Here is a 15,402-nt window from a genome sequence, read left to right as displayed (position 1 = left end):
GGTAATGATGCAATTGGTATTGTTCAAACTGCTGATAAAGCTATGGATGAACAGATTAAAATACTTGATACTATTAAAACCAAAGCTATCCAAGCAGCCAACGACAGCCAAAACAGCGACTCTAGAAAAGCAATCCAAAATGATATCTCAAGACTTCTTGATGAGCTAGACAATATCGCCAACACCACAAGCTTCAATGGTCAAAAGCTATTAAATGGTAACTTCTCAAACAAAAACTTCCAAATAGGTGCTTATAGCAACCAAACGGCCAAAATCAGCGTAGAAAACACCAACTCAAACGCCATAGGCCACACCCATTATCTCTCTACTACGCCTATGATTTTTGATAATAATAATTTTGATACTGCGAATTTCACTATGCAATTAAACGCCGTCCCAAGCCATTTAAATGGCATTAAATTCGACGCTATCTCTGGTCAAGAGATACTAGATAATGGGCTAGGAGTCATAGCTGATAAGATAAACTCTTATAGCAGCGAGACGGGTGTTAAGGCTAAAGTGAAGAATGAATTTATTAGCTCTGTTCCGATACTTGGTAGTGCTTTTTTTCCCGGCAGTGTTTCGAAATTAAGCATAAATGGAGTAGAGATAGGGACAAATTTAAGCGTGGCAAATAGAGATCCTTCAAATGCTCTAATAGACACCATCAATGCCAAAAGCGATATAACTGGCGTTAGTGCTTCTAATGCTGGAGGGCGTTTATCAATGAGCTCTAGTAACGGTAAGCCAATATTAATTCAAGTAGGCACGACAAATGATGCCGATGCATTGGGGCTAGCTATGCAAGATAGCACCGGTGCAAAAAGCACAAGTGCATTAATCTTAGGTGAACTCTATCTACAATCAAATAATGGTTCGCCACCATCTTTGGATCTCAAAGAGACTACAGGCAATATAAAAGGTGCTGGGATTGATGGTTTAAATCCTAAGGCCGCTGATACAAATGATATAATAGGCTCTCAGCTAAGAGAACAATTATCACTTAGTCTAAGTGATTTGGTTAGAAACAAGCTAGATGAGCATGTATTAAGGGCGATGGGTCAAGTAGAGCTATTAAATCCGATTTTGGAGTTGCCAGCTGGAGTTAATAGCTATGCAGGGGCGCAAGCTTTGATAGATGTATCATTAAATGCGCTTAAAAAGCTAGACAAACTAAGGGCTGATCTAGGTTCAGTCCAAAATCAATTAGTAGCTACGATAAACAACATCACAGTTACCCAAGTCAATGTCAAATCAGCTGAAAGTCAGATAAGGGATGTGGATTTTGCTAGTGAGAGTGCGAATTTCTCTAAATTCAATATCCTAGCTCAAAGTGGTAGCTACGCCATGAGCCAGGCAAATGCTGTCCAACAAAATATATTAAGACTACTACAGTAAAATCTGATTTTAGGAAGTGCCATTATTATAATGGCACTTCTAGCAAAAATTTCTATTATTAGGGTTTAAACTCAATGAATCTCTCCTAGATAATCAAAAAAACTATTTGATACATTAAAGCTTTTGCTAAGCTGAGTTTTGTTGATTAACGAATTATCTCCTAAAATATGTTTTTTATCTTTGTGCATTATTAATACTTTCTCGGCTAATTTTTTGGCATTTTGAGGATAGTGAGTATTTATAATTATAGCTTTATTTTGATCTTTTAATTTTTGGAGAGTTTCTAGGATTATGTGTTGATTTTTAAAGTCTAAATTTGACTCTGGTTCATCTAAAATTATTATACTAGGATTATTTACTAAAGCTCTAGCAAAAACTACCATTTGAAGCTCTCCGCCACTTAGATTATCACAACTTTTATTGGCTAAATATTCAATTCCAAGACTAGATAAAGTGGCTAATGCTCTATCTTTGTGCTCTTTTTTAGGGATAAATTTTATACTTGTATTGCATCCTAAAAGCACCATATCGATTACTTTTAGTCCGATATTTAAATTTTTAGCTTGTGGAATATAGGCAATATGTGAAAATAACTCGTTATTTTTAAAACTACAGATCGATCTGTTATTTATGTAGCTTTTGCCAGATTGCCATTTTAATAATCCAATGCAACATTGAATAAGTGTAGTTTTTCCTACGCCATTGCAACCTAAAATAGCTAATGCCTCTCCTTTGTTGATGCTAAAGTTTAAATTATCAAATATTACACGCCCTGATCTACTAAATTTTCCATCTTCTACTCTAAACATACTCATAATTTCATAACCCCTTTACTACGATATAAAATAACAATAAAAAATATTGCCCCAATTATAGCACTAAGAATTGATATAGGTATTTCCTCAGAGCTAATTGAGCGACTAAGTGTATCTATAATAATCATAAAAATAGCTCCTATGAGCATACTAAATGGTAAAACCAATGCGTTATTGCTTCCTATTATTAGTCTAGCAATATGTGGAATAACTAATCCAACCCAGCCAATAATACCACAAATACTAACTGAACTAGAGACTAATAGTGTCGAACTAAGAATTAAAAGAATTCGAATTTGTCTTATATTTAATCCAAGACTTTTAGCTTCATTATCATCAAGCATTAATAGATTATGTTTCCATCTAAAAATTAAAGTAATAACTATGCCTAATGTCATTACAATGCAGCCAAATATAAGTTGGGATATATTGCTTATGCTTAGGCTTCCAAGCAGCCAATATGTAATAGCAGGAAGAGTATCTTGCGGATCGGCTATATATTTTAAAATTGATATTAGACTTTGAAATAGAGCTGAGATAATAATTCCACCAAGGATAATCATAATGCGATTATCCATATCTCTAGCAACAATAAGCGTTAAAAATAGAGTTAAAATTCCAAATGCAAAAGCAAGGCTACTTAAAAACACTATATTTAATCCAAAAAGTAAAGCTAGTGCTGCTTCAAATCCAGCCCCACTAGCTACACCTAGTATATCTGGGCTAGCTAGTGGATTTCGAAAAATAGCCTGAAAAGATGCTCCAGCTACACCAAGTGCTGCTCCGACAAAAATAGCTAAAATTACTCTTGGCAATCGAACTTCAAATAGTATGTATCTTAGTTTTTCATCTATAGGATCCCCTTTGATTAATGCTATTAATAAGTTATAAATTTGATGATAATCAATGTCATATCTACCAATGCTAAGTGCTATTAAACTAGTGCAAATTAAAATCAAAGTTGCTATAAAGTAATACATTTTAACCCTTAGTAATTATAGGCAAATTTAAGAAATGCATTTGTTCCTGGCTCCATAAGTGGATTTGAGATAGTTTTTGAATATGCAATATCTTCTGCAACAGATGGATTTCTGCCTTTTGTATTAAAGAGATTTTCTACTCCAAATGTAATCCACATATTTTTAAATTCAGAATCAAAATATCCCAAATGTGTAGAGATATATATATCGCTCATTGTATATGATCTGCTCTTTCTTTCTTGTGTATTATCAATTCTATTTTTACCCAAATATGCTCTTTGTGACCACTTAATATCTCCCCAGTTGAATTTGTATCCTAACGAAGCTAAACCATAAAATGGAGCTATATAGGCTAATGGCTTATCTGCGGTTTTATCTTGCCCATAATTATATGAGCCTACTAAATCTATAAAAAAATTATTGTATTTATGATGACTTTCATACTCTAAACCTTGAATTAATGCTTTTCCTATATTTACTGGCTTAACTTTGCCATTACTTATAGGTTGATTTTGAATCATATCGGTATAATCGGTTCTAAAATAGACTAAAGAACCATAGTTATATGCATCGCTATATCTTAGGCCAGTCTCATATGTATAGGCAATTTCAGCTTTAAGATCGTGGTTTGCTTCCGTAGTTGGACTTGGAAATAATCCATTTGTGCCAGGGCTTTTATAGCTTCTAGAGAGATTACCCACAATGCTAAAATAGTCGTTAAGATTATATAATGCACCGATACTACCAGTGATAGCATCTGATGTTTTTATATCATTATCATTTAAAAATTTAGTAGCTTCTGGTGTTTCACCAGTATACTGTTGCGATCCAATTTTAACTATATTGTAATCATATCGCAAAGAGCCCGAAAGAGTTAAGTCATTAAATATGCTCCAATCATCTTTTATAAACGCAGCAATCTCAGTGCTAGATGTTGGTCTAGAGCTTGTACTTTCTCTATTAGTTTTTAAATCTATAATTTTTATTGGAGTTGGAGAGTAGACTGTAAGTGTCGATATACCGTAGCTTAACAGATGATTTTGAATTTGTGAATCAAATAGTATATTTGTTCCTATTTGGTTGGTATTATATACTTTATTGTGTGTCCAAGGTCCGTTTATAGAGCGTCTATCTATACGCAAATCAGTATCATAATGCCTATAATAAGCATATATATCCATTTTATCGGCAAAACCTAAATTCCAAATTTCTGTTCCGACTCTTATATAGTACTCATACATTGGATCTTCATTTCGAATAATCCCAAATGAACTACCAGGTTTTGCATGGATACCGCCAGCATTATAGGTATTTATTTTTTGAAATTTACCCATTGAGTAGTATCTAATATCGTCATATGAGTAACCGATGTGATAATCAGCACCCCAGCTTTGATATTTGGAGCGTTCTGCTATGCCATCTGGGGTGCGAAAGTCACTACCTTTTCTACCATGGGTACCAATTAATATATCCCAGCCATCGCCACCGCCGATTATTTCGGCACGTCCGCCAAAGCCGTTATTTACACTATTAAATTCTAATGCTCTGATTTTAGCGTCTAGATCAAATGGGGCATTTGTATCGCCGTGATAGCGTCTAGATTTAAAATTGATAACACCATTTATTGCGCTAGAACCATATAACGAGCTGGCTGCACCTCTGATTACTTCTATTCCATCTAGTGAATTTGGATCAATCATATTTAATTCTAAAGTGCTTCTACCTGTGACTTTTACACCATCTACGGCGATTATTGAGCGAGAGTTATTAGAATTCATACCACGAACAGTAAGCTGTCCGCCAATCCCACCAGAGCGTGAGTATGTGATACCTGGAACATTATTTAATAGGCTTTGAACGCCACCGCTGCCACCAGATGTAAGGATGTCTTGATTTGTTACGACACTAACACTTCTAGTTGGTAGCTCATTTTGATACTCTTTTAATTGTTCTGTTGTATCAAGAGAGTTTATATTTAAATTTGCAACGCTTTCATCTAACTTATGTACTTGTGCTAGAACGCAAGAAGTGGCCAAACTTATTAATAATATTTTTTTCATTTTACACCTTTTTAATTTATTATTGCAGCTTCTATAGATGGATTAAATATCATATGAATATCTTGATTATCAAGTGATATATCAAAAAATATTTTATAAAATTTTTCATATTCATCTTTTAAATTTAAATTCATAAATATATCTGGATGGTTGTGCTTAGCTAAAAATAAAAGCGTCAATCCAAGATCTAAACTAGGAGCAAAAGGACGATATGAAGCCATTGGTAATTTGTATACTCTTTTATTTTTTATAGCATTTATGCTTTGCCATTGCTTTTTTGAATATATATCATCTGGGGTAGTTTGGGTAAAATTTGAGATATAGATAATATCTGGATTATGTGCAAATATCTCCTCTATACTTATGCTAGTTTTTTGTTCTTTTCCCCATTGGTTTAAGGCGCCTGAAGCAGTTATAAGATAGTCATTAATATGCCAGATGTGATGTTGTCTTTATCGATTCTATGTATGATTAGAGCTGTTGGTTTTTTAGCATTAGCAGTTGCTGTTTTAATCTGATTTTCAATATTTGATATATATTCTATTATAGATCTACTTTTTTCAGAGATATCAAAGTGCTTCTCAAGCTCTTTTAGCCAGTGAGCTAGAGTAAGTTTGGAATTATATGAATCTATATTTGTAGTTAATTCAATAACATTTAAATTAGCAGCTTTTAATCCTTGACAGATTTTAATATTTGATATACCGCAGATGTATAAATCAGCATTTAATAAAATCAACTCTTCTAAATTTGGATTATTGGCCAAAATTGCTTTTTGGTATCCAGGACGATATTTTTTTATTAAAGAGTGCTCCATTGCGCTGTATGAAGCCTTTGGGATGAGTGTTAGATTAGCATCGCTAAGCAAGCTAACTATAGGTGGTAAAGGCCACAACCCAACAACAACAACGTTCTTGGCATTTGCTATTGTAGTAATAGCAATAAGTAGCAAAAATAGTAATTTTTTCATATTTTAGCTCCATTTTTTATATCATATTCTACCCATGCTATAAATTTTTCTAAAAATACAATAGTAATTGGCATGAAGCCTTGACCGATATGATAATCTGGATCTAATGAGGTTATATACATATTTCCTGCAAAACTATAGCTATCCTTATATAAAATAGTTTTGCCGATCTCATCAACTATAATTTTTTTAGCATATTTAGGTGGATTAAATACTCCATGATAGTGCCATTTGCATTCTTGTAACTTTAAAAAATTCCAAATCTCATCACTGCTATCATACGCATACATAGGTAAGTCAGCTCCAGGATGAATCCACCACCAAAAATTTACTTGAGTAGGGGTAAAATCTATAGATGGTAAATGATCGCCCATTATATCGCCAAAGCTAATTATATGCCCACCATTTTGTAGATATTCCTCAAATTTAGCCTTGTTTTGAGTTAAAATTTTAGGGTTTAGCCTTGAAGCAATGATAATATAGTCATATTTACTAAGATCTGTAGAATGTAAATCTAATATATAGATTTGTTCTTTAATAATATTTTTAAATTTACAATTACAAACTTGAAAAAAATTTTGATTATGAAAGGCTCCACCAGTGATTATTGCATTATTCATTATTATTTCCTTTTAATTCATTTTCTAGCCATTTTATAAGATTTAACCCCATTCTTTTAGCTGTGCTTTGCTCAAATAATCCATATTCAAATAGATCAGCTCCAGCCGTATGCAATATGACTCCATTTGTGCTATTTTTATCTATATATGCGACACATTTGTCTTGATTGTCTTTTAAGATTATTGTTGCATTTTTAGGCGGAGTAATATAGCCACGACTAAAAAAGCCACATACTCCACGCCTATATGTGATATCATAATCTTTAACTCCATTTGTAATTTGATGATAGCAGGTATGAATCATTCTACTTTTAATTGGAATTTGGCTTGGTATATATAGGGATGGAGTATCTAACCAATTGATATACATTGCGCAAAAAATTAGCAAAATACCGCCTTTATCTAAGAATTCGCTAATTTTATCTTTATGTTTTAATAAAAAGATTTGATCGCAACTTCCATTTATTAAAATTATTTTAAATTTTGATAAAGCATCTGCTTTTTCTAGCATTTCATATGCATTTATTTTAATAAAAATATCACCATAAAAGTTATTATTTTGCGATGTCATGTTATCTATTTCTTGGGTATCTAATACAGCTATAGAACCTATAGACTTTATAAATTCAATTGAGCTGTCAATATCATCATAACAGATGGGTTTTGATTGCATATTTTTCCTTTGTTAATATAATTTAAAGGCGGAATTATTACATAAGTTAATTTAAAAGAAAATAAAACAAATAATATTCATTATCAATTTTAATTAAAAATAAATACTTTTAAATATCGATAAATACATATATATTTTTATAATTATTATTAACTAAATTATGTTAATATCAATTTGATTATATAAAATTTATGTATAATATAGTTACAAGTTGAATTTAGATAAAATACTACTTAAAGGAAGTAGATGGAACCTAATAAGAATAAAACAAATTTAAAACTTAAAGATGATATCGCAAAGTGTAAAAATAGCCTTAAAAGCAATTTTATGCGACTTGGTGGGCGTAATTATGGGATTTATCAATCCAAAGAGATAGATAAGTTTCTAAAAACAGCCTTTAATATACTCAAATTTGACTCATTTGGGGAGTTTGACCCAAGTGATGAGAGTGTGCCTTTGTGCGTGGTGGCAATCGGTAGCTACGCACTTGGTGAGATGAGTGTCAAGAGCAATATCGACCTAGCCATAATATATAAAAACGAGCTAGGATACAACTCAAACGCTATAGCGCAAAGATATGCTAATATCTTAAAAGAAGTTGGCCTAGATATCGAGGCTAAAATTTGTGAAAAAGATGAGCTATCACCTTTGGCTAATGATATTGAGCTTATGGTGCTATTTAGCCATATTCGCTTGGTTTGTGGATCAAAAATCTTATATAAAAATATCAAAAATCAAATTTCAAAACTCAATGAAAAGAAAAAAGATGAGCTAATTAGCTATCATTTAAGAAAGCTTGAGCCTATGAGTTGTCCGCAATATTTAGATTGTAGCCCAAATCTACTTAATGGTAGTGGTGGATTTATGGATTATAAAAGGATATTTTGGCTTTTTAGCCTTTTTGGTGGGACATTAAAGACAAATATATTAAAGTATATTGATGAAGATGAGTTAAGTGAGTTGAATTTGGCTTTTGATTATATCAGCTCTCTTCGCTCTGCCCTTCAAATTAGCGGCGGTGGCGAGATATTAGGGCGTGAATATCTAGATTCTGTAGCTAAAATAATGCAAACCAAAGCAAAAAAAGGTCTAAGCCCACAAGAGATACTCTTAAGTAAATGTCTATGGGCTATGCATACTATATATATCTATTCAAGATATCTAGCTAGGCGTGCTTTTGGGGTGAAAATATCATTAGGCACAGCTAGAATATGTCGTTTGCCAAGCGGTCTATACAATATCGCAAATACCATCTACGCACCAAGCCGCAAAAAGCCAATCGATCTTAAATCAGCGCTTAAAGAGTTAAGCTTTTTGCCAGATGTGGAGCTGAAATTTGATATAAGTGTGCTTATATATATAAAGCGTTTAGATGATGGCAACCACTCAAAAATATATGATGGATTAAAAAAGATATTAAATCGCAGATATAGCAAGGATATCTTAAAGTTACTCTTAGATAGCTCAAAGCTATTTAAGATTATAAAGCCGATGGAGTTTAGCACTCATTTGGCTAGTTTAGAAGGTGAGTATAGCCTAGATGAGAGTTGCGTGGCGATCGTAGGAGAGATAGAAAATATCCAAGATAGATTTGTTCTTAGTCTATATAATGATCTTTGTGCTAATGGCAAAATGCTATTAAAGCTAGTAGCACTTATGCATCAAGCCTCGCCAAATTATGTAAGTAGCGCTAATATATTTAGATCGTATTGTGCGAAATTAGTTCTATTACAAAAGACCATAAATATGGGGATAAATCTGATAAAAAATCAAAATCAACTAATAGATATCTTATCAGAGCCAATTAGTGAGCCAATAATGCTAAATTTAGTAAGCTCTATCAAAGAAAAACAAGCTCTAAAACTACTATATATCCTAACTTACGCTAGGTTAAAAGCTAGGAATTTAAATCATTTTAGCGATATTGACAATGCCAAATTGCGTCAAATTTATGATAGTGCTTTGAGTGCTTTTGATAGCGATGAGAGCTTGATGGATAGTGTTAATAAACGGACAAAAAAGATAGAATTACTCAAAAAACAGAGAGAATTTATCGCTTTAGATAAGGATATAAAAGAGCAAATTCTAAGCATAGAGTCAAATTTGCTCTTTAGCAAGTATAGCCAGCAGCAGATAATAGATATCGCCCTTAGGGCTAGTGAGTGCTCAAATATCGATTTAGAACTAACTAGCCATAGCCTACAAATCATAGCCAAGAGCAATTGGAATATGGCGATGGCTCTTAGGGAGCTTCGTGGGTTTGATCTTGCGTATATGGAGATTTGTGAGCTTTTTGATGGTAAGAGCTATATAAGGCTAGATTATAATTCCAGTATCGATAAGAGCAAAAGCGAGATTATCCAAGCGCTATGCTCTAAAGAGAAACCGCAATATGACAAGCCAGTGATTTTGCCTAATGAAGTTAGCTTTGATATGAACTATTCTCAAAATTATGCGAAATTAAATATCAACGCCAAAGACCAGCGTGGATTTATGATTTATATCCTAAGTATGCTTAGCAAATTCCAAATTAAGCTAGCAAATGCTAGAATACAAACCATCAAAAACCGTACCAGAAATATGTTTCTTTTATCTATAAATGATGATTTAAAGAGCGTAGTGGATGAGTTTTTAAAAGAGATTATAACGGAGTAAAATATGTGTGGAATCGTCGGCTATATCGGTAAAAAAGAGAAAAAAAATATTATATTAAATGGATTAAAAGAGCTTGAATATCGTGGATATGATAGTGCGGGGATGGCGATTATCATAGGTAATGAGATGAGCTATTATAAGGCTGTTGGTAAGCTTGAGAATTTAGCTAGCAAAATGAAAGAGTGCCAATACCTTGGCAATGGCGTAGCTATAGGCCATACTAGATGGGCGACACATGGCAAACCTACTGAGATAAACGCTCATCCACATTTAGGCGAGTATAGCTTTGTTATTCATAATGGAATTATAGAAAATTACAAAGAGTTAAAAGATGAGCTAGAAGCTAGTGGGGTGAAGTTTTTAAGTCAGACTGATACGGAGGTTATAGTCCATCTTTTTGAAGAGTATAATAAAAGTGCTAAAACCCCATTTGAAGCTTATAAAAAGACAATTAGCAGATTAAAGGGTGCTTATGCTACCTTGCTTGTTACTAAGGCTGCTCCAGATGAGATATTTTTTGCTAAAAATGCGGCTCCTTTGATTATCGCTAGAGATGGGGATGAAATTTATCTATCTAGCTCGGATTCTCCGCTTATTGGCCTAGCTAAGGAGGCTATATATCTAGAAGATGGCAGTTACGGAGTGGCGAAATTAGGAAATTTAACTATATTTGATGAGAATAATCAAGAGATAAAGCCAAATTTCACCGAACTACCAAAAGATAAAGGCTACGCCCTAAAAGATGGCTATAGATTTTTTATGGAAAAAGAGATATATGAGCAGTCTCAAGTGATCGCTGAGTGCTTGATGGGTAGATTGAGCGATGATGATTTGAATTTGGATATCGATATAAGCTTGTTTAATGATATCGATGAGGTGGTCTTGTGTGCTTGTGGGACTAGCTACCATGCGGCCTTAGCTGCTAGCTATCTATTAGAAAGATTAGCTAAAATCAGAGCTAGCGTAGTTGTGGCTAGCGAATTTAGATATAAAGAGCCGTTTTTAAATCCAAATTCGCTATTTATAGTAATTAGCCAAAGCGGTGAAACGGCAGACACGCTAGAAGCCTTAAAAATAGCTAAAAACGCAAATTTAAAAACCCTAGCTATCTGTAATGTGGATAATTCTAGTATTGTCAGAATGGCTAAAGAAGTGTTGCTAACTCGTGCTGGGATAGAAAAGGGCGTAGCAAGTACCAAAGCCTTTGCTACTCAAATGATATGCTTATGGATGTTAGCTCTAAAATTAGCTAAAATTCGCCACACAATCGATGATGAAACCTTAGAAAATGAGATTAAAACATTGAGAAATATCCCATCTGTTGTGAATTTTGATAAGAGCTTACAAGAGAAAATCTATCGCAAAGCCAAGCACTATGTCCATGGGCATGGATTTTTCTTTATCGGTAGGGATATATTTTACCCACTTGCTCTTGAAGGGGCGTTGAAATTAAAAGAGATTAGTTACCTACACGCCGAGGGTTATCCGGCTGGTGAGATGAAGCATGGGCCAATCGCTTTGGCCGATGAGGGGCTATATACAATAGCGCTCTTACCGCAAACCATCTTATATGATAAAACTAAATCAAATGTTGAAGAATTGGCCGCTAGAGATGCCTTCATCACTACCATTTCGCCTTTGGAATTTGAGCTTAGCGATGACTTTATCAAGATCAATTCTCATTCGCATCCGATGAGTGAATTCTTTGAAATTATGGTTGTTTTACAGCTTTTTGCGCTTGAGATTTCTATTAGATTAGGCAATGATGTAGATATGCCAAGAAACCTTGCTAAGAGCGTAACGGTAGAATAGGAATTTAATAAAAATATTATGAAAAGGCTTATTTGGATTATTTCGCTACTTTTTAGCGTGGTTGTGGCTAGGGATTTGAATTTAAAAGAATTAGAAATCTCTTGCGATAATGGTGATATGGATGCTTGCTTTTATCTTGGATATTTCTATAAATATGGCAAATTTGTAGAGCAAAGCTACCACAAAGCCGCCGAGCTATATCAAAAAGCTTGTGATAATGATTACGCATTTGCCTGTTCTGCTCTTGGGGATCTGTATGTAAGTGGTAAAGGCGTAGAGCTAAACTACCGCAAAGCCGCAAAATTATACGAAAAAGCCTGTGATAACGGCGATTTATGGGGCTGTGGTAGCCTTATAAACTTATATCGTGAAGGCGAGGGTATAAGACAAAATTACCAAAATGCTATCAAATCATCTCAGAAGGCTTGTGATAATGCCAACTCACTAGGTTGCCTTAACCTTGGAATCGCATATGAAAAAGCCAAAGGCGTAAGACAAGATTATACTATAGCTAAGGAGTATTATGGCAAGGCGTGTGATTTAGGCAATCAACTTGGTTGTGATGGATATAAAAGATTAAATAATAGATAGCTTATAGCAATCTAAGTATATATCCCACGGCTTATCTGATTAGATTTTTCTCATCTCATCAAGCCTTGATAGAAATGGGGTGATGAGATTTATATCTTTTTGTTTTTTAGATGAGTAGTAGATCAAATTTTTATCTAAATTTTTGCCATTTTCTAGCTCATCTAATTTTCTTTTGATCTGCTTTATAGTCCCATTTATCCCATCTACAATCTTACAATTTGGCATTAAAGCAGCAAAACTATCTTTAAAATAGTTAAAATGCGTACATCCTAGCACCAAAAGTGATATATTTGTAGCATTGATTTGAGCTATTTGCTCAGCTATATATCGCTTCACTGATGGTGAGTCAAACTCCATATTTTGAGCGAATTCCACTAGCTTTGGCATAGGTAAAAGATAGGTTTTATCGCTTAAATTTGATCTTTTTAAAAGCTCATTTAGCTTAGCACCCTTTATTGTAGCTGGCGTAGCGATAACCAGTATATTGCCATCTTCGCTCTGACCTAACTTCACTGCTGGCTCCATACCGATAATCGGTATGCTAAATTTCTGCCTAAGGTCGCTTATAGCAGCACTTGTGGCGGTATTACACGCAATTACGATTATATCAGCCATAGGGCGTAAAAACTCGACCGCATCAATGCTAAGAGCTCTTATCTCATCAATGCTCTTTATCCCATAAGGTGCGTTGTCATTATCAGCAAAATAGATAAAATCACACCCTTTAAGCTCCTTTTTGGCCTCATTTAAAAGACTTAGCCCCCCAAATCCAGAGTCAAATACCGCTACAACCATCAGCCAAATATCTCAAATTTTTCAAATAAATTTTCATCATCATCTATCAAACCTCTTTTAATAAGGTTATTTACTATATTTTTATTACAATTTGTCTCTTTAGGCCACTCTTTTGTATAGCTATCATCTATATTTTTTCTAGTAGCGTCGATTATAATCTGCTCATTATCTATAAATATATCACGCCCAGCATCTATGCTATTTGTGATACGCCAAGTCATCATATATGGATTATCCAATCTCGCATCGCTATCAGTGAAAATCACTATTTTAAAATGCTCCCTAAGCGCTAAAATAGAGCTAAAAAGCGGTTTTAAATTTGATTTTTTATCTATTTTTACCATACATATTGGGTTTTTGGTTTGGGTGAAGTATTGATAAACTTCTAAGATATTAGGATCTATCTTTTGGAATTTACTGAGTAATTCAGCGTCGCTTAAGATATTTGGCGCTTGCGTGGCATTATCGATAGAAGCATCGATCCCTAATTTCCCACCATAGCACGAATTCGGACTCGCATGATCTAATTGATCGCAAATTCCGCTTGTGATTAGACAGCTTTTAGGGCTGAATCGATCTAAGACAAATTTAGCCAAATTTTTATAATCCCCCAAATTTGGCGCATCACTAGGCACGAAAATAGCGTGTTTGACAAAGCTCATCTGCCCAACTCCCCAAAATGCATGCATAAGCTGCTGAGCGTGTGCTGGATAAAGTGAGTTAAATTTAGCCAAAATAAGATTATGGAAAACACCATTTTCAGGCATTTTATAATCAATCAGATCTGGTGCAGTAGTTTGCAAAAGTGGCAAAAATATACGCTCAGTTGCATATCCCATATATTTATCTTCTAAAGGTGGTTTGCCAACGACCGTAGCAGAAAATATGGGATTTTTTTTGTGAGTGATTTTTGTCACCCTCATCAGCGGAAAAGGCTCAATCGGCGTATAATATCCAGTATGATCGCCAAATTTTCCTTCATCTCTTAGCTCATTTGGATCTACAAATCCCTCAATGACAAAATCAGCATCAAAAGGCACATAAATATCATTTGTGAGCGATTTTACCAGCTTTGCGGGCTTTTTGCGGATAAATCCATATAGCATTAGCTCAAAAATATTTTTTGGCAATGGAGCCTGCCCACACCAGATATATAACGGATCACCACCGATCGCCACGCTGACTGGCATTTTGACCCCTGCTTTTTTATACTCATGAAAAAAATGCGCCCCATCTTTGTGAATTTGCCAGTGCATTCCAAGCTCATTTTGGCTATGGACTTGAAGGCGATACATACCCAAATTTTGAGTAGTTCCATTTAACGCCTTAGTATAGACTTGACCCATCGTGATAAAGGCGCCACCATCATCATCCCAAGTTTTTAAAACCGGAAGTTTATATAAATTTGGCTCTTTAAATTCACACTCTTGACATATACCCTTGCCTTTTAATCTTTTTGGAAAAATGGATTTTAAACTCAAAATATAGCCAAAAAAATCTATTTTTTCTTTCAGAGAATTTGGCTTTTTAGGCTTTAAAAGAGCTGAAATTTCATCAGAGATATCACTAATATCACGCCCAAAAATTATCTTAAGCGCCTTAAAACTACCAAAAATATTTGTTATCACAGGGGGAAATTTATCACCATTTTTATTTATAGGATTAGTAAATAATATAGCCTTAGAATTATCTTTTTTAACTTCGATGTAGCTAATATGAGCAATTTCAAGATCAATATCGCATGGCGCTTCTATAATTTTTAATAGATTATTTTCTTTAAGCAAATTTATATAGTAATGCATGTTTTCTCCATTTTTAAACAAAGAAAGTCTATCATAATATATAAAACATTAAGCAAAAAGTTAGTTAAAATCATAAATTTAGAGTAAAAAATTTGAATTTAGACTAAATTTAATTAAAAATTTAAAATATTTAGGAAAATAGCCTAATATTTAATCTTATTTTAAGCATATCTCTTATATAATTCCAGCTCACGAATTGAGAAACACCTTAACCTTCTGAAAAGCTTGGTT

At 33.8% G+C, this 15,402-nt stretch carries 13 protein-coding genes and 1 pseudogene; 4 read left to right on the top strand and 10 right to left on the bottom strand.

The window, feature by feature from the left end; all coding sequences use genetic code 11:
* A partial coding sequence (locus CIGNP109_RS08070) for a flagellin (protein ID WP_086228883.1) occupies positions 1-1,398 on the top strand: 1,398 nt, incomplete at its 5' end.
* A gap of 71 nt (positions 1,399-1,469) precedes the next feature.
* Here CIGNP109_RS08070 and CIGNP109_RS08065 read toward each other — a convergent pair.
* From CIGNP109_RS08065 to CIGNP109_RS08035, 8 genes and pseudogenes are all read right to left on the bottom strand, one after another.
* Positions 1,470-2,213: an ABC transporter ATP-binding protein gene (locus tag CIGNP109_RS08065; protein WP_086228882.1), complete on the bottom strand. Its 744-nt coding sequence runs from the start codon at positions 2,211-2,213 to the stop codon at positions 1,470-1,472.
* Positions 2,210-3,193, bottom strand: coding sequence for a FecCD family ABC transporter permease (locus CIGNP109_RS08060; protein ID WP_086228881.1), 984 nt, complete (start codon positions 3,191-3,193; stop codon positions 2,210-2,212). The genes CIGNP109_RS08065 and CIGNP109_RS08060 overlap by 4 nt, the downstream gene beginning before the upstream one ends.
* A gap of 8 nt (positions 3,194-3,201) precedes the next feature.
* The gene (locus CIGNP109_RS08055) at positions 3,202-5,253 is read right to left on the bottom strand and encodes a TonB-dependent receptor (RefSeq protein WP_086228880.1); all 2,052 of its coding nucleotides are present in this window, start codon (positions 5,251-5,253) and stop codon (positions 3,202-3,204) included.
* An 11-nt stretch (positions 5,254-5,264) separates the two neighbouring features.
* On the bottom strand, positions 5,265-5,474 hold the full coding sequence (locus CIGNP109_RS08705; RefSeq protein ID WP_086229990.1) for a hypothetical protein: 210 nt from the start codon (positions 5,472-5,474) through the stop codon (positions 5,265-5,267).
* Positions 5,475-5,486: 12 nt separating this feature from the next.
* Positions 5,487-5,669 (bottom strand): annotated as a pseudogene (locus CIGNP109_RS08885) (ABC transporter substrate-binding protein); the annotation flags it as partial.
* Positions 5,666-6,223 carry a hypothetical protein gene (locus tag CIGNP109_RS08045; protein WP_086228879.1) on the bottom strand — a complete coding sequence of 186 codons (558 nt, stop codon included), beginning with the start codon at positions 6,221-6,223 and terminating at the stop codon, positions 5,666-5,668. The gene CIGNP109_RS08045 and the pseudogene CIGNP109_RS08885, both read right to left, overlap by 4 nt.
* Positions 6,220-6,843, bottom strand: coding sequence for a hypothetical protein (locus CIGNP109_RS08040; RefSeq protein WP_086228878.1), 624 nt, complete (start codon positions 6,841-6,843; stop codon positions 6,220-6,222). The genes CIGNP109_RS08045 and CIGNP109_RS08040 overlap by 4 nt, the downstream gene beginning before the upstream one ends.
* Entirely contained in the window at positions 6,836-7,516 is a 681-nt protein-coding gene (locus CIGNP109_RS08035; RefSeq protein ID WP_086228877.1) for a hypothetical protein, read from the bottom strand. Before CIGNP109_RS08035 ends, CIGNP109_RS08040 begins: the two co-directional genes overlap by 8 nt.
* 246 nt (positions 7,517-7,762) lie before the next feature.
* Between CIGNP109_RS08035 and CIGNP109_RS08030 the strand changes: the two genes are divergently transcribed.
* From CIGNP109_RS08030 to CIGNP109_RS08020, 3 genes are read left to right on the top strand one after another with little or no spacing between them, the layout of a single operon-like run.
* The gene (locus CIGNP109_RS08030; RefSeq protein ID WP_086228876.1) at positions 7,763-10,171 is read left to right on the top strand and encodes a hypothetical protein; all 2,409 of its coding nucleotides are present in this window, start codon (positions 7,763-7,765) and stop codon (positions 10,169-10,171) included.
* 3 nt (positions 10,172-10,174) lie between these two features.
* Complete coding sequence (gene glmS, locus CIGNP109_RS08025; RefSeq protein ID WP_086228875.1) at positions 10,175-11,983, top strand: glutamine--fructose-6-phosphate transaminase (isomerizing); 1,809 nt, start codon at positions 10,175-10,177, stop codon at positions 11,981-11,983.
* 18 nt (positions 11,984-12,001) lie between these two features.
* Positions 12,002-12,574 carry a tetratricopeptide repeat protein gene (locus CIGNP109_RS08020; protein ID WP_086228874.1) on the top strand — a complete coding sequence of 191 codons (573 nt, stop codon included), beginning with the start codon at positions 12,002-12,004 and terminating at the stop codon, positions 12,572-12,574.
* 39 nt (positions 12,575-12,613) lie between these two features.
* On the opposite strand, the gene murI is transcribed toward CIGNP109_RS08020, so the two are convergent.
* Together murI and CIGNP109_RS08010 are read right to left on the bottom strand one after the other, a co-directional pair.
* The gene (gene murI, locus CIGNP109_RS08015; protein ID WP_086228873.1) at positions 12,614-13,369 is read right to left on the bottom strand and encodes a glutamate racemase; all 756 of its coding nucleotides are present in this window, start codon (positions 13,367-13,369) and stop codon (positions 12,614-12,616) included.
* Positions 13,369-15,171: a menaquinone biosynthesis decarboxylase gene (locus CIGNP109_RS08010; RefSeq protein WP_086228872.1), complete on the bottom strand. Its 1,803-nt coding sequence runs from the start codon at positions 15,169-15,171 to the stop codon at positions 13,369-13,371. Before CIGNP109_RS08010 ends, murI begins: the two co-directional genes overlap by 1 nt.
* Between the last annotated feature and the right edge of the window lie 231 nt (positions 15,172-15,402).

The sequence above is a fragment of the Campylobacter sp. P0109 genome, assembly GCF_002138755.1.
In the GTDB taxonomy this organism is placed as follows: domain Bacteria; phylum Campylobacterota; class Campylobacteria; order Campylobacterales; family Campylobacteraceae; genus Campylobacter; species Campylobacter devanensis.
The sequence above is the reverse complement of the archived record's forward strand: the minus strand, read 5'-3'. Positions and strand labels throughout refer to the sequence as shown.

Bases quoted from the DNA above. Each gene is read 5' to 3' on its own strand.
- CIGNP109_RS08705 (WP_086229990.1), bottom strand. From the start codon at position 5,474: ATGGCTTCATATCGTCCTTTTGCTCCTAGTTTAGATCTTGGATTGACG.
- CIGNP109_RS08020 (WP_086228874.1), top strand. From the start codon at position 12,002: ATGAAAAGGCTTATTTGGATTATTTCGCTACTTTTTAGCGTGGTTGTG.
- CIGNP109_RS08060 (WP_086228881.1), bottom strand. From the start codon at position 3,193: ATGTATTACTTTATAGCAACTTTGATTTTAATTTGCACTAGTTTAATA.
- CIGNP109_RS08065 (WP_086228882.1), bottom strand. From the start codon at position 2,213: ATGAGTATGTTTAGAGTAGAAGATGGAAAATTTAGTAGATCAGGGCGT.
- CIGNP109_RS08040 (WP_086228878.1), bottom strand. From the start codon at position 6,843: ATGAATAATGCAATAATCACTGGTGGAGCCTTTCATAATCAAAATTTT.
- CIGNP109_RS08055 (WP_086228880.1), bottom strand. From the start codon at position 5,253: ATGAAAAAAATATTATTAATAAGTTTGGCCACTTCTTGCGTTCTAGCA.
- CIGNP109_RS08045 (WP_086228879.1), bottom strand. From the start codon at position 6,223: ATGAAAAAATTACTATTTTTGCTACTTATTGCTATTACTACAATAGCA.
- CIGNP109_RS08035 (WP_086228877.1), bottom strand. From the start codon at position 7,516: ATGCAATCAAAACCCATCTGTTATGATGATATTGACAGCTCAATTGAA.
- glmS (WP_086228875.1), top strand. From the start codon at position 10,175: ATGTGTGGAATCGTCGGCTATATCGGTAAAAAAGAGAAAAAAAATATT.
- CIGNP109_RS08030 (WP_086228876.1), top strand. From the start codon at position 7,763: ATGGAACCTAATAAGAATAAAACAAATTTAAAACTTAAAGATGATATC.
- CIGNP109_RS08010 (WP_086228872.1), bottom strand. From the start codon at position 15,171: ATGCATTACTATATAAATTTGCTTAAAGAAAATAATCTATTAAAAATT.
- murI (WP_086228873.1), bottom strand. From the start codon at position 13,369: ATGGTTGTAGCGGTATTTGACTCTGGATTTGGGGGGCTAAGTCTTTTA.